Origin of the sequence: Agrobacterium sp. DSM 25558 (assembly GCF_900100825.1) — a bacterium.
GTDB lineage: Bacteria > Pseudomonadota > Alphaproteobacteria > Rhizobiales > Rhizobiaceae > Agrobacterium.
In genome coordinates, this window is record NZ_FMUD01000001.1 from 299,846 (window position 1) to 319,625 (window position 19,780).

Consider the following 19,780-nt stretch of genomic DNA (forward strand, 5'->3'; position numbering starts at 1 on the left):
TGGGGCAAAGAAGAAACGGGGAGCATCCTTAACCTCCGTCATCCCGGACTTGATCCGGGATCCAGTTCGATCAAGTCCTTGATCGAAGAAGACTCTCTAGCACCGCAGACGCGGTGCTGCTGGATTCCGGCTCAAGGCCGGAATGACGGAAAACTTGGCTCTGTGGTGAGGTTTTAAAAATCAAGGCCGGAACGGTAGAACCGCTCCGGCCTTGATATCTTCTTTATCTCAAATCAACGGGCAACCAGGCAGCTACCACCGGCAGAGCGGAAGCGCTCGCAGAGTGCTGCGGCTTCGTTCTTGTCGCCTGCTGGAATGCGGACGCGGTAGAACGTACCCTTGCCTGCGATTTCAGCGGCCTTGATGTCCACGCCACGACCACCGATGACGGAGCCGAACTTGGCCGACAGGTTCTGGTAAGACTTCTGCGCCTCGGCCTGGCTTGGCAATGATGCGACCTGCACATAGTAGCCGCCAGTAGAAGAGGCGTTCGTAGACGCAGTCGGAGCAGCAGCAGTTTCCTGCGCAGGCTGCGAAGCCGGAGCCGGGCGAACATTGCCCTGGTTGGTGACAGTCGCAACGACATTCGCTGGCTGTGCGACCGGGCGAGATGCCGGCATCGGTGCCGCCGTCTGTGCGGGTCTTGCTGCTGTCGCGGCCGGTGCCGGCGTCTGGGCAGCCTGCTCAGGAGCAACAGGCACACGCGAAGCCGCGATAACGGCAGGCGCACCTTCCGTGCGGCCAGCGGCCTGTGGTGCGGCAAGCTCATCGACCTTATCGGCCTGCGGTGCAGATGCGGCAGGGGCAGGAACCTCCTGCGCCACCAGCGTACCATCCGGCTTGACGATCATGGTGCGCACCTTGCGGGGCGACACATTGACCGGCGATCCAGCCTGGTTTTCCGCAGACTGCGCTTTCTCCTGCGCCGACAATAGACGTGGGTCTTCCGTTTCACCAACCGGTGTGGAAGCCATGGCGTCAATCTCGTCGTTTTCGCCTTCCAGCGGCAACTGCTCGGGGATCAATGTGCGCTGAACGACATCGACAGGCTGCTCACTGCTGGAAATCAGCGAAGGCTGCTTGGGATCGGCAGGTGCACCGCCGGCAACGCGGTCATAGACGGCCTTGTCCTGGTTGGGCACAACGCGACCACCCGGATTATCAGGCACGACCTTCGTCGGTTCGCTATCTGCGGCAATGATAACAGGTGCGCCGTTCGAGCCCTGGCTGGAAGAGCCTCCGAACATCAGCGCGTAGGTGCCACCACCCACAAGCACGACGCCGAGAACGGCAGCCATGGGAACGAGCCAGCGGCGCGCGCCACCCCGGTCTTCGTCGCTGTAACGCACAGCTTGCGAAATATCGGTTGGCGCAGCTCTGTCGCCCGATGGCCGTGTCTCGGCAGCTTCCTGCATGCTGCGGCGGAAATCCTGCTCGAGCGCACGCTCGAACTCATCGACCTCTTCCTGCGAAGGCTGAGGCTGACGTGCGGCGGCAGCATTTTTGTTGCGATCAAGTCCACCCGTCATGGCAGGCGCAAACAGCGATGCCAGTTCGGTGTCGAGATCGAGATCTTCTTCCTGACGGCGCGGCGCTGGCTTCGGCTCGAACACGCCGACCGGCAGTTCCGGCACTTCCATCTCAGTGATGGTTTCCGGCTGATCTTCCGTCTCACCAATCTGCGATGGATCGAATGGCAGGCTCTCCAGCGTGGCTGGCGGCGCAACAACCGCCGGTGCCACAGGGCGCGGTGCTTCCTGACGAACGACCGGAGGCGCGACGACCGGCTGAGGGCGCGGGACGACAGCGGCTATGGGGGCGATCGTCGGTGTGACCACAGGCTTTGGCTGCACGGGTGCCTGAGCAACCGGGGCCACTTGCGCAACGGGAGCGACCGGCACATCGATATTGGCGATTTCAGACAAATCGAGATCGAAATCGATATCATCTAGAGCAAGTTCGAAATCGTCGTCCTTGAACGTATCAAAGTCGCCAAAATCAGGTTCGGCCTTGGCAACGGGCTGCTGAAACGCTGGTTCTACGCGGGCAGCAACAGGCGGTACAATCGCCGCAACGGTGACGGCAGGTGCCGCAGAAACCACGGGCTCCATCCGCGCCACCGGTGTGGCAGCGCTGACGTCCCTGTTGCTGATTTCATATTTCGCAACGTCGTAAATCAACTCATCCATCGCGGACATCTTCTGTCCGACTGGAAGCGCTGGCTCGACATGGTTTGCCGGTGCCACCAACGGCTGCGTGAACGAAGCGGCAACAGGCGCTTGAGCGACAACGGGCTCCACCGGCTGCGGCACAACTGGGGTCGCACGAGGCGCACCGAAATTGGCGAGCGGCAAACGCAGGCTGGAGTAATCCAGAGAAGAGCGGCGCGCGATGGGCGGCGATGATGGTACCGGCGGGGCAACCTCTTCCGCCACTGACATTTCCAGCTCGCTGGCAAGATCGATCGCCTCGCCAGATGTCTCTGCCATAAGCTCCCAATTCGGCTCGTGCGCCGACTGTGGCGCAGCATAGTGCTGCGCAGGCTCTTCGCTCACGGGCTGGTATGCAACAGGCTCGGATGCGGGCTCTTCGTATTGCTCGACATATTGTTCAACGGCAGCGTGGCTGATGGGCTCGACATAAGCCGGAGCCTGATCGACGACCGGCTCCTGATGCGACTGACGATGTGCCACGTCGAAAAGAGCAGCAACCGAATCCGGGTCATCCCTGAAATCATCGCGCAAGTTCGACATTGCAGCAATATCCGACGCGTGTTCGGCAACCAGATACTCTTCCGTCTCAGCGGGGGCATATTGCTCCACCGGCGCAAGTTCAGGCTCCTTGCGGGCAAAAACCGATTCGACGCGCTGCATGAATTCGTTAGCCGGAACGGGAGAGCGAACATCGTTCGCCGCATCCAGCGCTACCGGCTCGTAACGGGGGGCGTCGTAGATCGCGAATTCGCGAAGCAATTCATCTTCGAGATTGAATTCAGGCTCCCTGCGCTCCGCCGGATGCTGCGCAGCCGGGGACGCGACATGGGAAGGACGATCCTCTTGGCCAACCAGCCGTGCCAATTGTGCCAAAGGATCGTTGTCAGCGAATTCTTCTGTCCGGTTGTCCCGGTTATACGCGACATTTTTTTCGACCATTACGTGTTCCACCATCTACGCATCACAGCACTTGCCAGCGTATTGTGAGCAAATAATGGTGAGATGTTATCGCATTTCGTCAGGTGCGTCCGCTCCTAAAAGCGTCAATCCAGACTTGAGTACGTTTGCGACAGCATTCACCAGCCCTAACCTGGCAACGCTTAATTCTCGGTTTTTATCGTTAACAAAACGTAATTCTGGCTGATCTTTACCTTTATTCCAATGTCCATGGAAGGAACTGGCCAGATCATACAGGTAAAATGCAAGCCGATGAGGCTCATGGTTGAGTGCGGTTGATTCGATCAGACGCGGGTACTCAGCCAGTTTAGCAATCAGCTGCAACTCATTGACATCATTTATCAAAGACGCGCCGGATACCAGCTCTTCCTTTGACACATTCAGGTCAGAAAACGCCTCGTTTGCCTGCCGGAAAACCGATTTGCAACGAGCATGCGCATATTGCACATAAAATACCGGATTGTCTTTCGATTGCTCCGTTACTTTGGCAAAATCGAAGTCCAGCGGCTCGGAATTCTTCCGATAGAGCATCATGAATCGCACCGGGTCGCGCCCGACTTCATCCACAACGTCCCGCAATGTGACGAAATCGCCGGAGCGTTTCGACATTTTGACCGGCTCGCCATCACGGAAAAGTTTGACGAGCTGGCACAGCAGAACCGTCAGTTTGGACTTTCCTTCGGAAACAGCCCGCGCAACCGCCTCGAGACGTTTGACGTAACCGCCGTGGTCGGCACCCAGAACATAGATCATTTCGCCGAAGCCGCGATCATACTTGTCCTTGAAGTAGGCAACATCGGCAGCGAAGTAAGTGTAGGAGCCGTCGGACTTGATCAACGCCCGGTCCATGTCGTCACCGACTTCGGTGGAGCGGAACAGAGTCTGTTCGCGATCTTCCCAATCATCAGGCAGTTCGCCCTTCGGCGGCGGCAGGGTACCCTTGTAGACGTGGCCCTTGAAGGTCAGGTCGTTGATGGCAGACTGGATCGGCCCGCCATTGCCCGCATGCAGCGTGCGCTCTGAATAGAACACATCATGCTTGACGTTCAGCGCCGCCAGATCTTCGCGGATCATCACCATCATCGCGTCGATGGCCTTGTCCTTGACGATAGGCAGCCACTGCTCTTCCGGCATCGCCCGCAGCTTTTCGCCGAATTCATCGGCCAGCGTCTGGCCAAGCGGCACCAGATAGTCACCCGGGTACAGACCCGGTGGAATAGCGCCGACGTCTTCGCCCAGCGCTTCGCGGTACCGCAGGAACACGGACCGCGCCAGTACATCGATCTGCGAACCCGCATCGTTGATGTAATATTCCTTGGTCACGCCGTAGCCGGCAAAAGCCAGCACGTTCGCCAGCGTATCGCCCACCACAGCACCCCGGCAATGGCCTACATGCATCGGCCCGGTCGGGTTTGCGGAGACATATTCAACGTTGATCTTCTTGCCTGTGCCCACGGTCGAACGGCCATAATCCGCCCCCTGGGCGATCATATTGGCCAGCAGACGCTGCCAGTAAGCGACGGAAACGCGGATGTTGATGAAGCCAGGGCCCGCGACGTTGACGCTGTCCACGTCCTCGTCCTGCTCCAACGCTGGAACGATGAGTTCCGCCAAGGCGCGCGGATTGGTGCCCAGCGGCTTCGCCAGCACCATGGCCGCATTGGTCGCGACATCTCCGTGGCTCGGGTCGCGCGGCGATTCCACGGTGATGCGGCCGAAATCGACAGTATCGCGATGGGCTTTGACGAGATCGATCGTCTCAAGCGCGTTTTTGATTCTGGTGTCGAAATCGGCAAAAAGGTTCATCATTAATATACCTGCGCGAAAGGCTGTCATTTTGGTCCCGGCAATCCGGAAATCGGGTTCGCGGTTGCCGCTGCCTACCGTAAATCGGGTGTGTGGTCAAACAGCCGCTGGTGGGCTTTCAGTGCATAACTGTCCGTCATACCGGCTAGATAATCCCCGACATGCCGGGCTTTTGCTGCCACGCTCATGCCCGGAATGCTATCCACCCAGTAGTGACTTTGCATTTCGGCGGGCGTTTCCATGTAGCGGTGGAAAAGATCCGTGACGATCTGTGTCGCCCCTGCCCTGATGCGCATGATATCGGCGTGGCGATAGATGTGGGCAAACAGCAGTTTCTTGATCTGCTTGTCCGTTTCCGCCATGTCGGGCGAGAACGTCGCAACCGTATAGTCGGCGGCGCGTATGTCGGCGGCACATGTCGGCTTCAGCTTGGCCAGATTGTGCTGCGCAACGCCGATGACATCCTCCACCATGCGGGTGATCTGACGGCGCATAATCTCATGCGCGAAGCGATCACTGTCGAGATTGGAATATTTCGCCCTCACCTCGGCCATCAGACTGCTCAGAAACGGCACCTCCTCCAGCATGTCGAAGGTCAGATATCCGGCGCGCAGACCGTCATCGATATCGTGGGTGTTGTAAGCGATATCATCGGCAATCGCCGCCACCTGCGCTTCGAGGCTCGCAAATGTGCCAATCTCTAGGTCCTGCAACTCGCAATATTCGAGGATCGGCAGCGCAACGGGACCATGACCGCCTTTGGCGTTTTCGCCGATCAGCGGGCCATTGTGCTTGACCAACCCCTCCAGCGTTTCCCATGTCAGGTTGATGCCGTCATATTCTGCGTAGCGACGCTCCAGCTTGGTCACGATCCGCAAGGACTGGGCGTTGTGGTCGAAGCCGCCATAGGGCTTCAACATCGCGTCCAGCGCATCCTCGCCGGTATGGCCAAAGGGCGTGTGGCCGAAATCGTGAACCAGCGCCACGCCTTCTGCCAGATCCTCGTCCAGCTTCAACGCCCGCGCCAAGGCCCGGGCGATCTGTGCGACCTCCACCGTGTGTGTCAGCCGTGTGCGATAATGGTCACCGTCAGGGCTGATGAACACCTGCGTCTTGTGCTTCAGGCGGCGAAATGCGGTGGTGTGGACGATGCGGTCACGGTCGCGCTGAAAATCGGAACGGGTGAGGCTGGAAGCTTCTGGAAACAATCGGCCACGCGTCGTCCAGGGATCGGTGGCATAGATCGCCCTCTCTCCGCTTCCGAAACCCAGTGCACGTTGATCGATTATCATGACTTATCCTGCTGTGCGGCCATTGACCTTTTCATCTACCCTTCATACCTATCCTGAAGGTTGCCGCAAAGCGTCATCGCGACACGACAACGCTATAGACCGTTAATTTGACTGGTTTATAATGGACTTCACACAAAACTTTGCTCTCCGGTTCTTGAACCCGGCAGGAGAAAACAAATGACCACCGACATCACGCTTTCCGAATCCGCCGCAAAACGAATCGCCCAGATCGTCGCCGCCGAAGATGGCAAACAGGCGCTGCGCGTGTCCGTAGAGGGCGGCGGCTGCTCCGGCTTTTCCTACAAATTCGATCTCGACAGCGACGCGACCGCCGACGATATCGTCATTTCCCGCGACAACGCCAAAGTGCTGATAGACAGCATGTCCGTCGTCTATATGGAAGGTTCGGAAATCGACTTCGTCGATAACCTGCTCGGCCAGTCGTTCCAGATCAAGAACCCCAACGCCGTCGCAAGCTGCGGCTGCGGCACCAGTTTCTCGATCTGATCCCAGCCCTTATTACGCCTGTTGAAACAATGAAAACGGGTGGCATTCGCCCGCACTTGGTTTAAAACGGACTCCATCAAACAATGGAATGTCCGATGAAGATTGCCACCTGGAACATCAACGGCGTCAAGGCGCGCATCGAAAACCTCTGCCAGTGGCTGAAGGATTCGAACCCTGATATCGCTTGCCTTCAGGAAATCAAATCCGTGGATGAAAACTTTCCCCGTCAGGAGATCGAGGCGCTCGGCTACAATGTCGAAACCCACGGTCAAAAAGGCTTCAACGGCGTCGCACTTTTGTCCAAGATCAGACCAGACGAAGTCAATCGCGGCCTGCCGGGAGACGACGCTGACGAACAAGCGCGTTTCATCGAAGGCGTGTTCTCCGTCTCTGGCGGCGTCATCCGCGTCTGCTCGCTCTACCTGCCAAACGGTAACCCACCGGATGACCCGGTCAAATATCCCTACAAGCTGGCATGGATGGAGCGCCTGCACCGCTTTGCGCAGGACCGCCTTCTTCTCGAAGAGCCCCTCATCCTGGCGGGCGATTACAACGTTATTCCCGAACCCTTCGATTGCTATGACCCGAGAGCCTGGGAAGGCGACGCCCTGTTTCTGCCCAAGACACGCGCAGCCTTCCGCAGGCTTGAAAACCTCGGCCTGACCGACGCAAGCCGCGCGACGACGGATGAGGCAGGTCTCTACACGTTCTGGGATTATCAGGCCGGTGCCTGGCCGAAAAACAACGGCATCCGCATCGATCACCTGATGCTATCATCGGAAGCCTCAGACAGGCTGCAATCGGTCTCCATCGAAAAGCACGTCCGCGCCTGGGAAAAGCCGTCCGACCACGTTCCGGTTTGCGGATATTTCGATTTTCAGCAAGCGTCTTGAAGATCAGAGAATAGAAGCGGCAATACATCTATTTCCGTCATACCGGACTTGACCCGGTATCCAGCAGCCACGCGTCTGCGTGGCAGAGAGTCTTACGCGATCAGGGACTTGATCGCACTGGATCCCGCATCAAGTGCGGGATGACGGTGAGACCGGGGCACCTCACAGGACGCCTAGTCCGCGTCACCCGCAGATATATTCTGCGCCAGCGATATCGCAACACGTCTGTCGTCCTCAGCGGCCACCGAGAAGGCCTGCTCCTGCATGTTCTGAATCCACTTGCAGTTGACGGCAGAACACTTGTCCAGCGCAGCCGTCATGAAAGCGAGGCCGCGTACGGTCTGGCCCTCCTGAAACAGGAGATTGCCGAAAATGGACATGGCACCGGCATGGCCGTGCTTGCGGGCTTGGTTCAGCCATTTCTTGGCCTGCTGCGCATCGGAACGACCGCCCTCGCCTGCCAAAATCATCTGGGCAAGTTCAAACTGTGCCTCGGCAACACCGAAGGTGGAGGCAACCTGAAAGTAGAGCTGGCGGGCCTGGGAAAGATCGGTCTTGACCGGGCTGCCGGGAATTCCATGGCGGTAATAATCTGCCAGAGACAGCAGGGCATTGACAAAAAAGCCCGTGTCTTCCGAGCCCGGCTCAACGCCCTGGCTGGCAATTTCGCTGTAGATCTTGAACGCTTCGAAATCGTTCTTCGCAACACCGTCGCCATAGGCGTACATGTTGGCGAGCGCCCAGCGTGAGCCGGTGTGACCCTTTTCGGCAGCATAACGATACGCTTCGACCGCGTCGTCCTTCTTGCCGCTCTTGTAGGATTTGAAGCCGAATTTGAAGAGGTCGAATGGACCGGATTCCTTGGTGACGCCAGAATTGATATCGAAAGCTGCAGCAGGCATTGCCAGCGCTGCAAGCAATAGTCCGGCCCACAGTGGCCTCAAAACATTGGTGTCACATTTCAGCATTTAAACCGACTTCTCTCACTCTTCCCGGCGTATAGCGAATACTCACGCAATACTGCAAAGCCAATCAAACCCGGCTGCGATTTTAAACCACACTGCGTCTTTCCAGCCGCACTTTTGACTGTGCTGCCAGCGATCGTCTGCGGCGTTGAATCAGTCTCTGCATGAAAACAGATATAAGCGCCGTTTCCGGCAACATAACGGCGTTTCAAGGCCGTCAGTATGGCATCCAACAAGACAGGAACATCTATTCCCGATTTTACTTGCTTAGACACTGAATCCACATCCGTTTTCACGTTAACCACTTCCGCAAAACCACTTTAGACGCCAGTATATTCTTCCACGCCCCGCGTTCTTGAAGACAGACAAGCAACTTGTTTGTGGCGGGAAATGGACAAATAAGCCCGCATTCTTACGCTACGTGAAGGTTGCAGAAATTTGTTGCCAAATCGTCACATTTTTTTAGGCAGACAACAAAAAACCCGGCCTTGTGGGGCCGGGTTAGATTTGGAGTGAATGAGGGTTAAAACTTTACTTTAACCGAGGTGGAGACAGCCGCGACGAGGTCGTTGCCGAAGCTGTACGAGGCGTCGTTGCCATAGTTCTGTCCATTGATCACCACAGCGCCTGAGCTACCGCTTGTCAGCACACCGATGGCTCCAGCGAGACGAAGTTCTACATTTTCTGTCGGTGAGTAGGATACGCCTGTGCCAAGTGTCCACGTGTCTGTCTGTGTGCCAAAGCCCTGCGACGTGCCGCGGTCCCAAGTAACGGTAACCGCACCGCTCCACTGATCGTTGAATTTATGGCCCACGCCTCCCGAGATGGTCCAGCCATCGCGGTAGCCAAGATCAAGAGTTGTTCCTTGACCACCAGCAGCACAGACGTTCGCAATCGCATTGCTGCAGAAGAACGGCACCTTAGAGAACTGGCTCCAATCCGTCCATTTTACGGATCCGAGAGCCAACCAGCCAGGAGCGATCCCGGTCTGAAATTTGAACTCAAGTGAATCCGGCATATTTTGAGAGCCGTAGACGGATGTTACTCCGTTGCCAGCCAATGCCACCTGAGACAGGTTCAAAGTACCGGTAATATCGTCCAGTTTCACTTCACTGTTATAAACCAAGCTCGCGCGAAGCGCATACTCTGGAATTTCGTATGCAACGCCGGTGCGCCATCCCCAACCATCGCCTTTGAGATCGAGCCGACCAACACCAGTTCCGCCCGTTCCCAGAAGGTTGGCAGGCGTGACTTGACGTTCTTTAAATCCGGAAAGTTCCTGATAGAATCCACCACCGATGAAACGCAACTGCCCTTGCCCAACATCAAATTTGTAGGAACACGTTAAAGCGTAATTGTCGCTTTTAACCTTCGTTTCAATATTTTCGTTAGCACCAGCCCAGTTTGCACCAGGCTTGGTATGCGCTCCCCATGGCTGAGAGTAATCGACTAAACAGTCTACAGCATCTCCAAAGCCCGCCTTCAATCCGACTCGTGGAACCCAATAGTTTTCGCTATCACTGGCAGAGGAAGACAGATTGTTGTTGTTGCCGTTGCCGCCGGTGCCGAGTAGAGGCGACGCTGTGTTTGTATCAACAGCATTCTTCAACTTACGCTGAGGCGCAACAAACGTCGCCGTCGATTCAGCCGCAAATCGTGAACTGTCAAAAAGCAGGTCAATATTGTATCCGCCGCGCTCAAGACCACCCGCAAAGGCAGGCGTGATCGACGTGATACCGATAGCAAGGCCCAAGGCGCCGCTTATAAAATGATTTTGTGTTGCCATCTCTCTCCCCAATCAAGGCAATATCGTGTGCCGAAGGTGCAGTGCTTTGAAAAAAAAGACAATCTGCCGCACGGGGATCGATCCTTTTTGCAGTGCAAAAATAACTTACGTAAAATGCTGATCAACCCTGCCCCACGGGGACATGTTGGGTCATTATTCTAATGAATTGTGATTAATACCCTTAAAGAGGGAATGATATGCCAGCAAGCGGGCAAAGTGTGGCCTCAGCACCACATCCACAATTTTCACATGGAAATGCCACGATCTCGCCGCCTTGGGAGCAGTTAGGGCAAACACGGACAAATAGCGCGACAAATGTGCGAGCCCCGAATCTTCGGCACCAGAATACCCGGGTCTCTCGTTGACACGTTCAACGTGAAAAGGGCGCTCTTCGGTAGGAAAAGCGCCCTTTGTCAATCTCTGTATTGCCGTCTTTTAATCAGCCAGCTTCGTTGACACGCTGAAGTGCCGTCCGCAGACTCTTGATTTCCACTTCCAGCTCGGCTTTGCGCTCACGGTCGGCAGCGACGACGGCGGGATCGGCATTGGCTACGAACTTTTCGTTCGACAGCTTCTTGTCGATGCGCTCCATTTCGGCATCCGCCTTGCCGATGGCCTTGTCGAGACGCGCCCTCTCGGCCCCGACATCGATCAGGTTGCCCAGCGGCACGCACACCGTCGCCTCGCCCAGCACGACCTGCGCAGAGCCCTTCGGAGCGACATCGGCGGCGAGAATCTCATCTGCCCGCGCCAGACGGCGGATTGCCGCAGAGTGACGATCAAGCCGCGATTCCGTCGTTGGGTTCGCACCAACGATCACCAGCGGTGCCGTCGCGCCCGGCGGAACGTTCATTTCCGCCCGGGTCGAGCGAATGCCGGACACCAGATCGACCAGCCAGTTGATTTCAGCCGCCGCCGCATCGTCGCGGAACGTTGGAACAGGCCAATCCGTGTGGCACAAAAGGCCCTGACGTGCTTCGCCCTCGCCCGCCGTATGCTCCCACAGCTCTTCGGTCATGAACGGCATGAACGGGTGCAGCAGCTTGTAGATTTCTTCCAGAACGAAGGCAGCGCAAGCCTGCGCTTCGGTCTTGGCAACCTCGTCATCGCCGCTGAAAACAGGCTTCAGCAGCTCCAGATACCAGTCGCAGAACTGATTCCAGACGAAGCGGTACAGCGCACTCGCCGCATCATTGAAACGATAGTTCTCGATTGCTGTCGTGACCTCTTTTGCAGCATCGGCAAGTTCGGTCAAAATCCAGCGGTTGATGGTCTGCGTCGTCGCTTCCGGCAGGAAGTGCGGATCACGCTTCACACCGTTCATTTCGGCAAAGCGCGTCGCATTCCACAGCTTGGTGCCGAAATTGCGATAACCGGCAATGCGAGCCGGATCGAGCTTTACGTCACGCCCCTGCGCCGCCATGATGGCCAGCGTAAAGCGCAGCGCATCCGCACCATATTCGTCGATCAGGTCGAGCGGATCGATGACGTTGCCCTTGGACTTCGACATCTTCTGGCCGTTCTTGTCGCGAACCAGCGCATGGATATAGATCGTGTGGAATGGCTCGACAGGATTGCCGGCATCGTCCTTCATGAAATGCAGACCCATCTGCATCATACGCACGACCCAGAACGGAATGATGTCGAAACCCGTCACCAGAACATTGGTCGGATAATAACGCGCCAGTTCCGGCGTCTTTTCCGGCCAGCCCAGCGTGGAGAACGGCCACAGCGCAGACGAGAACCACGTGTCGAGAACGTCTTCGTCACGCGTTAGAATCTCACCCGGCTTGAAGTTCTCAAGCTTCTCCTCGACCCAGGCCTTCCACGGACCTTCATGGGCGATGTAGTGCTGAATAGCGGCCTGAAGCGCTTCTTCCTCGGTCTTCTCAACGAAGACCTGTCCATCCGGTCCGTACCATGCCGGGATCTGGTGACCCCACCACAGCTGACGCGAAATGCACCAGGGCTGGATGTTTTCCATCCACTGGAAGTAAGTGTTTTCCCAATTCTTCGGAACGAAGTTGGTGCGGCCTTCGCGCACAGATTCGATGGCGGGCTTGGCCAGCGTCTTGTTGTCCACCCACCATTGCTCGGTCATGCGCGGCTCGATCGGCACGCCGCCACGGTCGCCATGCGGCACCATGTGCTTGTGCGGCTCGATCTTGTCGAGAAGTCCAGCCTCTTCGAAAATCTCCACGATGATCTTGCGCGCCGTGAAACGGTCCTGACCTTCGAGGCGATCCCATGCACCGTGCAATGCAGCTGGGTGATCGAGACCCTCAAGGAAGTCCTCGTTTTCCTTGATGGTAATGGTTGCATCGATATTGAGAATATTGATGGCGCGCAGCCCCGCACGCTTGCCGACTTCGAAGTCGTTGAAGTCATGCGCAGGCGTGATCTTGACGGCACCTGTTCCGGCAGTCGGATCAGCATACTCATCGGCAACGATCGGGATTTTGCGGCCGACGATGGGCAGAATGACATGCTTGCCGATCAGCGCCTTATAACGCCCATCGTCCGGGTTCACGGCAATGCCCGTGTCACCCAGCATGGTTTCCGGACGGGTCGTGGCAACGACGATATAATCGCGCGTCTCGTATTCAAGTGGTTGCCCGCGGTCATCCCACTCGCATGGATATTGATAGGTCACGCCCTTTTCGAGCGGATAGCGGAAGTGCCAGAGATTGCCCTTCACTTCCAACTGTTCGACTTCCATATCGGAAATCGCGGTCAGCAGCTTGGGGTCCCAGTTCACAAGGCGCATGTCCTTGTAGATCAGGCCTTCCTTGTAGAGCGAGACGAAGACTTCCAGAACGGCCTCGGACAAGCCCTCGTCCATGGTGAATCGTTCACGCGACCAGTCGCAGGATGCGCCCAGACGCTTCAGCTGGTTGAAGATCAACCCGCCGGACTCTTCCTTCCACTGCCAGACCTTCTCGATAAATGCCTCACGGCCCATCTCGCGGCGGCCTGGAAGCTGATTTTCCATCAGCTTGCGCTCGACCACCATCTGCGTGGCGATGCCCGCATGGTCCATGCCCGGCTGCCACAACACGTCCTTGCCGCGCATGCGCTCAAAACGGACCATGACGTCCTGAAGCGTGTTGTTCAGCGCATGTCCCATGTGCAGAGAGCCGGTGACGTTCGGCGGCGGGATGACGATTGTGAACGTTTCCGCGCCCGGCTTTGCGTTCGCACCGGCGCGAAACGCGTTGGCCTCATCCCAGGCCTTGGCAATTTTGGGTTCTACGGATGCGGAATCGTAGGTCTTTTCGAGCATTTACTGGCCTGAATTCTAGAGTTCTGTGTAGATTTTTAATAAGGATGGGTGGTCGAGAGTCAACAGCTTCAGGATATTTCACCAGCCAAGCTTAGCAAACAAAAAAGCCGCCCCTGCTATAGAGGCGGCTAATATTCCAATATCTCGACTTTTTAACGACGCGGACCGCGTGCAACGCGTTCGATCTCTTCCCGCACCAATCGCTCGACCAGCGTTGGCAGGTTGTCTTCCAGCCAGTCCTGCAACATCGGCCGCAACATATCCTGCGCCATCTGCTCGACTGTCGGACGCTCGACGCCATCGAACATTTCGGCCAGTTCACCGAAAGACTGGGCAATCTGCGCACCGGCGGCGGCGGAAATCAGGTTCAGCGAAAGGCTGCTGTCCTGCTGAGCAGGAGCTTCCTGCGTTGGCAATGCTGGCTGTTCCGCCAAGATTTCCGGCTGAACTTCAACAGGTGCAGGCGCGGGTGCGGACTGTTCCGGCTCCACAGCACCACGAAGCTCAAGGCCCTCCCAGCCAGGCAATGGGCGTGTTTGCAGCTCCGCGACAGGTTGCACGGGTGCTGGTGCCTGTTGTGGCTGGCGAACGGGTGCTGGCGGCGCAACGTTCAACAGCGGGCGCAAATCGTTTGGCCGCTGTGGGCGTTCCTGCTGAAACGTTGGCTGCGGCGCGGACGGCGTCTCCACCAGTCGCTGAGCTGCCAAGCCTTGCGGGCCAAGCGCTGCATTGCGATCTGCGGCGGCGCGCACACGTGCGGCAACATCGGCCAGAGACATCGTCTTTTCCGCTGCATCTGCACCGGCCATGTCACCACGCGGTGCTGCCTGCGGCTCATATTGCTGGCGCGCGCCGTAAGCCTGGTTTGCGGCGGGTGGCACATGGGCTGGCGGGCTGGCGAGCTCAGCCGCGAAAGACGACGTGGCTTCTTCCTCTTCGTCATAGACCGGAGGCAATGGTGCCGAAAACGCGTCCCCGGAAGCAGGTTCGTTGCTTTCGATAATTCGGCGAATGGACGCCAGAATTTCTTCCATGGATGGTTCGCGCGCGACGTTGGGCTGAGCCATTTTTATCCCCGATTTCCACTTTCAAGACGGAACGGAGCAAGTCCCGCACTCCGAATCACCCTCACTGTAGGGCACCGGGGCTCAGAAATGAATCCTCGCAGGCTCAGTAAGCTGCTTGTTACACAGCTTTATTTCGCGTTTCCCAGGCAGAAAATAAAAATGCCGGACCTCGAAAGGTCCGGCATCTGGTCGTTCTATCAACGGCTTGCGACGATCAGAAAACGAATTCGCGAGCCTTTCCAAAGCCCGGAACCGGCTTGACCGAGGCATTGAAGAACGAGGTGGACGACGTGCCTTTGCCATCGCGACGATAAACCGTCGCCTTGGCAGAGTTGCCGTAACCGACAACGGCAATAAGACGTCCGCCATCATGCAGTTGATCCAGCAGCGCAGACGTCACTTCCTCGACCGAACCATTGATGAAGATGACATCGTAAGGCGCTTCCGCCGCGTGGCCCTTCGCAAGCTCACCGTTAACGGTGGCAACATTGTCGTAGCCGAGCGATGACAGCGTCGTCGTGGCGCTGGCGCTCAGCTCTTCATCGGACTCGAGCGAAACAACGGAGCCAGCCAGCTGCGAAAGAAGCGCGGAGACGTAGCCTCTGCCGCCGCCGATTTCCAGCACGACGTCATCCTTGGTGATGGCGGCCAGTTGCAGCAATTTCGCCAGCGGCGAAGCCTTCATGATGTAACGGGGAGCCAGTCCGTCCTTGGCCGGACAGATCTGCAAATCCTCGTCCGCATAGGCAATCTGCTTTACGCCAGCAGGAACGAACTCCTCGCGCGGCACTGCCAGAAACGCCTTCAATACAGAATGCGAGGTCACATCGGTCGTGCGCAACTGGCTGTCGACCATCTTGCCGCGTGCGGTTTCGAAATCCATCATGTCGTTTTCGCCTCAAATACAAGCTCGACGCGGCCTGAAACGCAGACCGCTGTGGGATACCGTCTTAATTGCCTGCGCCGCCGCTTTCAAGCACAAGCGCACGCACGGAACGCGAAAAAGGCAAGTTGTGGCTTTCACCGCCAAATTCACCACCCAGCCGCACGAAAACTCCCCTCAAGCGGGAACTTTTTATCCGCCTAATCATTGATAACGGACTGGAAACGCTCAACAACATCTGGAGGCCAGCATGCTCGGCACAATTCTCGTCATCCTGCTCATTCTGTTCCTGATCGGCGCTCTGCCAAACTGGGGCTACCATAATTACGGGTATGGTCTTTCGGGCGGCCTTGGCCTCGTTCTTGTTATCGTGCTGGTTTTGGTCCTTCTCGGCCGCATCTGATACGATTTGAAAAGCCGCATCGCCGTCAAAAAGAGCATGCGGCTTTTCCACGAAACTTCTTCGGGTTTTTCAAACCTACCCTATTGCGCGGAAAATGGATTCGTTCTAAATCCCCGCCATAGCTTGAGCGATCAGGCTCGTGAGGCCTCGTGGCGGAGTGGTGACGCAGAGGACTGCAAATCCTTGCACCCCGGTTCAATTCCGGGCGAGGCCTCCAAAACAACTCACCAAGATATCAAAGATTTGCAGCAGTTTCTTAAAGTGGATCATTACCTCTACTTCAAACTCGCTTTGCGCTGTCGCATCCATTGCGGAACATCGTTCCTCCCCAGCAGTTTACCGGTCCAACGGACTTTGCATAATGACATGCAACAAGCGACATTTGGGAGAGCGCCATGAAATTGACCACCGCCATAGTCAGCGCAGGACTGGCACTTGGTCTTGCCGGATGCACGACGACGATTTCACCGTCGAGCTACGAGCCCATCCCCGGCAGCATTACCTATAACGGGCAGCCGCGTACCAAGCTGACCAAATCGCCCATCGGCAGCACGTTTACGCATAACTTCCGCCGCTTCGATGACCGGGTTATAGAGACCTATCAGATTCAACCCGATCGCTCTTTGAAGATCATCGATCGCCGGATCGTGCGCGACTGGTCGTTCCTGGGTCGTGACGACTGATAAATTGCCGATTGAATAGCACCCGATAAGCTTCTAAACGCTGTTTTCAGTATTGAAACTTGCGGGAAACATAATGCAGACGCTTTGGACAAAACCGGTTCTCGTCGCGTTGGAAGAGCCAGGCGTCTATGTGACCATAGATTCGACCCAGGCCGCCTCTTGGGCACTGATCGAGGACTGGCCGGAAGAAGACGGCGAGATGTTGGATCGCGCCCTTCTCGTATTCGCCGCAGTCGATGCCGGTAAAAAGAAGCCGGAAGATGCGCGAAAAGCCTTTATCGACGCCGCCATTGAGGCCGGGCTCGACATCAAGTCATAATGACGCAGATGCGTTTTTTCTTTTAAAATACGAACCTCGTGCCGTTAGAGCGTTTCCTTGCTAAATGGAAAAGGTTCTGCCGGAGCAGGTTTGTGGCAGGGCAAAGGCGATTGGCGAAGAGCATACCCAAAGGTACGGTCGAGCCGATCGCCTTTGTCCTGACGCAAAGATGCCCGGCCCTTCGGGTTGGTTGAAACGGGCCCCCTGCTTGCCCGGACGGCTTGGCCGTATGCTAGGGCTACGACACGCGCCATCCGGACAAGCAGGCGATCCCGTTTGAACCAACAGAACCGTTTCCATTTAGCAAGGAAGCGCTCTAAGATGCGATGATCAAATAAGCCGAGGCATACACTTAATGAAGAAGTTCGTTTTCATCCTTATTCTGGCCTGCCTCGTCCTGAGTATCGTCGGGCACTGGATTTTTGCACTCGTGGTCATGTAAGCAGAGTTGCCAGGTGAGAAACGCTTGGCAAATCTTTACAATTCATGCGCCTGTCACGGAACTTCGTTAAGTTTTGCACGTTCTTCTTCCACGAACGATGGAGGGTAAAGCGATGCGCGACGGTCTCAACAGTGTGCTTGAAGTCTCAATGCTTGGTTTTGTGATTGTTACTTGCCTGATGATGATCAATCCCATCATCTGACATCCGATATATTTCAGTTTTAAAAGACGTTACCTTAAAAGTGACGAGACAAAAATGCGGCCTGTGTGCCGCATTTTGTTTGTCGATTTGCCGACACGACATGAACGCAGAAACACGTTTTCATTCGCCGCCTTATTGAATTCGTCGCTCAGAGCGCTAACGTTATGGAATATCCATGTGAGTGACCCGAATGCCTGAATCCTCCCGCGCCTCCACCATTGTTTCCGCTGCAATGCTCGCCATTGGCGACGAGCTTTTGTCAGGGCGTACCAAGGATAAGAACATCGGCCACCTCGCGGATGTGCTGACGATGTCGGGGATCGATCTCAAGGAAGTCAGAATCGTCGCGGATGAGGAAGCGGCAATCGTCGAAGCGCTGAATGCCTTGCGCAGGCGCTACGACTACGTCTTCACATCGGGCGGAATCGGTCCCACGCATGACGATATCACTGCCGACGCCGTCTCAGCCGCCTTTGGCGTGCCGTGCGAGCATGATGCCGAGGCCATGCGCCTGCTGGGCGATATGTACCGCGCTCGAGAGATGGAATTCACCGACGCGCGCAAGCGCATGGCGCGCATGCCGCGTGGCGCAAAGCACATTGTTAACCCGGTTTCGGTCGCGCCCGGTTTCATCGTGGAGAACGTCTACGTCATGGCGGGCGTGCCGCAGGTGTTCCAGGCCATGCTGGACAACGTGATTCCATCCCTACGCACCGGCTCCAAAATCCTGTCGCAGGCGGTGAGTTCGCCATTTGGCGAGGGTGACATCGGTACGCCGTTGACCAAAGTTCAAAAAGCTCATCCAGAAACCAGCATCGGCTCCTATCCCAAATATGATGGCCAGCGTTTCTCGACCGAGATCGTCGTCCGCGCCCGCGATGCTGGCGCACTCAGTGCCGCTGCTCAAGACGTGGCCGCCATGATAGAAACGATCACGCTTGAGAAAGCAGCTCGTTCGGCTTGAACGCTTCAAGGCCCCAGTCGTTTAACCAGACGCACTTGATCGCAATCAAAGTTTCGAGGTCCAGAAGGCGTCATCTGCAAACTTAAAGAGAAGCACTGCTCTCTGATCCCACCGGGCAGTGCTCACCACGATGAGGAGTCTGATCATGGGTTACAAGACCATACTGGCAGTCATGGACACTGCCGAAAATGCGCGCAAGCTGGGAGATTTTACAGCCTCATTGGCCAGTACGTTTTCGTCCCATGTCATCGGCCTGCACATGGAATCCTTCGCGACCGTGCCTCTTGTCGCGCCAATGGAGATGCCCGATCCCGCAACCGTCCAGGCGGTGCAGGAAGTCGCCCATCAGGAAACGACCGATGTCGGCCTGATCTTCAACGCGAAAATGGCTGCCGAAAGCATCTCCAATGAATGGCGCAGCTTCGTATCGTCGGTCGGATATTCTTCCAACACCGCCATTCAAAGCGCCCGCAGCGCCGATATCGTCATTGCCCGCCAGACCACATCCTCGGCGCTGTCGGATAGCAGCGCCGATATCGACAATTTCCTCTACGAAAGCGGCCGGCCCGTTCTTCTCGTGCCGTATGTGTTGGACCAGCCAAAGCCGATCAAGCGGGTGCTTGTGGCATGGAACGGTTCACGCGAAGCCACCCGCGCCACATTCGATGCGCTACCTTTCCTGATCGCCGCAGAAAGCGTGGAGATATTCTCCGTTGGCGCTGCCGATGATGAAACCCAATCCGGCGCCCTGGCAGGCTCGGAAATTGCGTCCACCCTCGCCCGGCACGGCATCAACGTCACCGTGACATCACAGGAAAAGGGCCACGGGGTGTCCGCCGAAAAAGCAATCGAGAAGCGCCTCTCCGACAACAGCATCGACCTGCTCGTCATGGGTGCCTATGGCCACTCCCGTTGGTGGGAAATGCTGTTTGGTGGCGTGACTCGCACCCTGTTGGATAAGATGACCGCACTGACATTGCTGTCGCGATAGGCACGATTTTCAAAGGTCCGGATAAAGAAAACCCGCCGAGTAATCGGCGGGTATTGTGTTGCTACGAGCATCTTTACTTTGTGCCGTCATCCTCGGGCTTGACCCGAGGATCCAATCACGTCGA

General features: G+C 56.7%; 16 protein-coding genes and 1 tRNA gene. 8 read left to right on the forward strand and 9 right to left on the reverse strand.

Annotation, left to right across the window (positions count from 1 at the left end):
- Nucleotides 1-233 precede the first annotated feature (233 nt).
- The 3 genes from DSM25558_RS01530 to DSM25558_RS01540 form a co-directional block, all read right to left on the reverse strand.
- Nucleotides 234-3,152 (reverse strand): SPOR domain-containing protein, encoded by a 2,919-nt coding sequence (locus DSM25558_RS01530; protein WP_077101092.1) that lies wholly within the window; start codon nucleotides 3,150-3,152, stop codon nucleotides 234-236.
- Between the two features lie 66 nt (nucleotides 3,153-3,218).
- Complete coding sequence (gene argS / locus DSM25558_RS01535; RefSeq protein WP_077101478.1) at nucleotides 3,219-4,976, reverse strand: arginine--tRNA ligase; 1,758 nt, start codon at nucleotides 4,974-4,976, stop codon at nucleotides 3,219-3,221.
- Between the two features lie 74 nt (nucleotides 4,977-5,050).
- Entirely contained in the window at nucleotides 5,051-6,268 is a 1,218-nt protein-coding gene (locus DSM25558_RS01540; RefSeq protein WP_077101094.1) for a deoxyguanosinetriphosphate triphosphohydrolase, read from the reverse strand.
- A 177-nt stretch (nucleotides 6,269-6,445) separates the two neighbouring features.
- Between DSM25558_RS01540 and erpA the strand changes: the two genes are divergently transcribed.
- Both erpA and xth read left to right on the forward strand, forming a co-directional pair.
- On the forward strand, nucleotides 6,446-6,775 hold the full coding sequence (erpA, locus tag DSM25558_RS01545) for an iron-sulfur cluster insertion protein ErpA (RefSeq protein WP_067643356.1): 330 nt from the start codon (nucleotides 6,446-6,448) through the stop codon (nucleotides 6,773-6,775).
- Between the two features lie 95 nt (nucleotides 6,776-6,870).
- On the forward strand, nucleotides 6,871-7,668 hold the full coding sequence (gene xth, locus DSM25558_RS01550) for an exodeoxyribonuclease III (RefSeq protein WP_077101096.1): 798 nt from the start codon (nucleotides 6,871-6,873) through the stop codon (nucleotides 7,666-7,668).
- A 173-nt stretch (nucleotides 7,669-7,841) separates the two neighbouring features.
- Here xth and exoR read toward each other — a convergent pair whose 3' ends face one another.
- The 6 genes from exoR to DSM25558_RS01580 form a co-directional block, all read right to left on the reverse strand.
- Entirely contained in the window at nucleotides 7,842-8,636 is a 795-nt protein-coding gene (gene exoR, locus DSM25558_RS01555; protein ID WP_077101098.1) for an exopolysaccharide production regulator ExoR, read from the reverse strand.
- Nucleotides 8,630-8,929, reverse strand: a complete 300-nt coding sequence (locus tag DSM25558_RS01560; RefSeq protein ID WP_143239977.1) for a hypothetical protein — start codon at nucleotides 8,927-8,929, stop codon at nucleotides 8,630-8,632. Before DSM25558_RS01560 ends, exoR begins: the two co-directional genes overlap by 7 nt.
- A gap of 227 nt (nucleotides 8,930-9,156) precedes the next feature.
- Complete coding sequence (locus DSM25558_RS01565) at nucleotides 9,157-10,419, reverse strand: OmpP1/FadL family transporter (protein WP_077101100.1); 1,263 nt, start codon at nucleotides 10,417-10,419, stop codon at nucleotides 9,157-9,159.
- Nucleotides 10,420-10,858: 439 nt separating this feature from the next.
- The gene (locus tag DSM25558_RS01570; protein ID WP_077101102.1) at nucleotides 10,859-13,702 is read right to left on the reverse strand and encodes a valine--tRNA ligase; all 2,844 of its coding nucleotides are present in this window, start codon (nucleotides 13,700-13,702) and stop codon (nucleotides 10,859-10,861) included.
- Nucleotides 13,703-13,854: 152 nt separating this feature from the next.
- The gene (locus DSM25558_RS01575) at nucleotides 13,855-14,769 is read right to left on the reverse strand and encodes a PopZ family protein (RefSeq protein WP_077101104.1); all 915 of its coding nucleotides are present in this window, start codon (nucleotides 14,767-14,769) and stop codon (nucleotides 13,855-13,857) included.
- A 214-nt stretch (nucleotides 14,770-14,983) separates the two neighbouring features.
- Nucleotides 14,984-15,655: a protein-L-isoaspartate O-methyltransferase family protein gene (locus DSM25558_RS01580; RefSeq protein WP_077101106.1), complete on the reverse strand. Its 672-nt coding sequence runs from the start codon at nucleotides 15,653-15,655 to the stop codon at nucleotides 14,984-14,986.
- A 247-nt stretch (nucleotides 15,656-15,902) separates the two neighbouring features.
- On the opposite strand from DSM25558_RS01580, the gene DSM25558_RS01585 reads away from it, so the two are divergent.
- The 6 genes from DSM25558_RS01585 to DSM25558_RS01615 all read left to right on the forward strand — a co-directional run bounded on the left by DSM25558_RS01585 (nucleotide 15,903) and on the right by DSM25558_RS01615 (nucleotide 19,656).
- Nucleotides 15,903-16,055, forward strand: a complete 153-nt coding sequence (locus DSM25558_RS01585; protein WP_077101108.1) for a DUF3309 family protein — start codon at nucleotides 15,903-15,905, stop codon at nucleotides 16,053-16,055.
- Nucleotides 16,056-16,198: 143 nt separating this feature from the next.
- A tRNA-Cys gene (locus tag DSM25558_RS01590) sits at nucleotides 16,199-16,272 on the forward strand.
- 178 nt (nucleotides 16,273-16,450) lie between these two features.
- Nucleotides 16,451-16,738, forward strand: a complete 288-nt coding sequence (locus tag DSM25558_RS01595; RefSeq protein WP_077101109.1) for a hypothetical protein — start codon at nucleotides 16,451-16,453, stop codon at nucleotides 16,736-16,738.
- Between the two features lie 73 nt (nucleotides 16,739-16,811).
- Complete coding sequence (locus DSM25558_RS01600) at nucleotides 16,812-17,057, forward strand: DUF982 domain-containing protein (protein ID WP_077101111.1); 246 nt, start codon at nucleotides 16,812-16,814, stop codon at nucleotides 17,055-17,057.
- A gap of 834 nt (nucleotides 17,058-17,891) precedes the next feature.
- Complete coding sequence (locus tag DSM25558_RS01610; protein WP_077101114.1) at nucleotides 17,892-18,665, forward strand: competence/damage-inducible protein A; 774 nt, start codon at nucleotides 17,892-17,894, stop codon at nucleotides 18,663-18,665.
- Between the two features lie 145 nt (nucleotides 18,666-18,810).
- Entirely contained in the window at nucleotides 18,811-19,656 is an 846-nt protein-coding gene (locus DSM25558_RS01615) for a universal stress protein (protein WP_077101116.1), read from the forward strand.
- Nucleotides 19,657-19,780 lie beyond the last annotated feature (124 nt).

What these genes read in the sequence shown, in the direction of transcription:
- DSM25558_RS01575 (WP_077101104.1), bottom strand. Translation starts at nt 14,769, where the DNA reads ATGGCTCAGCCCAACGTCGCGCGCGAACCATCCATGGAAGAAATTCTG.
- xth (WP_077101096.1), top strand. Translation starts at nt 6,871, where the DNA reads ATGAAGATTGCCACCTGGAACATCAACGGCGTCAAGGCGCGCATCGAA.
- erpA (WP_067643356.1), top strand. Translation starts at nt 6,446, where the DNA reads ATGACCACCGACATCACGCTTTCCGAATCCGCCGCAAAACGAATCGCC.
- DSM25558_RS01565 (WP_077101100.1), bottom strand. Translation starts at nt 10,419, where the DNA reads ATGGCAACACAAAATCATTTTATAAGCGGCGCCTTGGGCCTTGCTATC.
- DSM25558_RS01600 (WP_077101111.1), top strand. Translation starts at nt 16,812, where the DNA reads ATGCAGACGCTTTGGACAAAACCGGTTCTCGTCGCGTTGGAAGAGCCA.
- DSM25558_RS01580 (WP_077101106.1), bottom strand. Translation starts at nt 15,655, where the DNA reads ATGATGGATTTCGAAACCGCACGCGGCAAGATGGTCGACAGCCAGTTG.
- DSM25558_RS01540 (WP_077101094.1), bottom strand. Translation starts at nt 6,268, where the DNA reads ATGATAATCGATCAACGTGCACTGGGTTTCGGAAGCGGAGAGAGGGCG.
- DSM25558_RS01530 (WP_077101092.1), bottom strand. Translation starts at nt 3,152, where the DNA reads ATGGTCGAAAAAAATGTCGCGTATAACCGGGACAACCGGACAGAAGAA.
- argS (WP_077101478.1), bottom strand. Translation starts at nt 4,976, where the DNA reads ATGAACCTTTTTGCCGATTTCGACACCAGAATCAAAAACGCGCTTGAG.
- DSM25558_RS01595 (WP_077101109.1), top strand. Translation starts at nt 16,451, where the DNA reads ATGAAATTGACCACCGCCATAGTCAGCGCAGGACTGGCACTTGGTCTT.
- DSM25558_RS01570 (WP_077101102.1), bottom strand. Translation starts at nt 13,702, where the DNA reads ATGCTCGAAAAGACCTACGATTCCGCATCCGTAGAACCCAAAATTGCC.
- DSM25558_RS01585 (WP_077101108.1), top strand. Translation starts at nt 15,903, where the DNA reads ATGCTCGGCACAATTCTCGTCATCCTGCTCATTCTGTTCCTGATCGGC.
- exoR (WP_077101098.1), bottom strand. Translation starts at nt 8,636, where the DNA reads ATGCTGAAATGTGACACCAATGTTTTGAGGCCACTGTGGGCCGGACTA.
- DSM25558_RS01610 (WP_077101114.1), top strand. Translation starts at nt 17,892, where the DNA reads ATGCCTGAATCCTCCCGCGCCTCCACCATTGTTTCCGCTGCAATGCTC.
- DSM25558_RS01615 (WP_077101116.1), top strand. Translation starts at nt 18,811, where the DNA reads ATGGGTTACAAGACCATACTGGCAGTCATGGACACTGCCGAAAATGCG.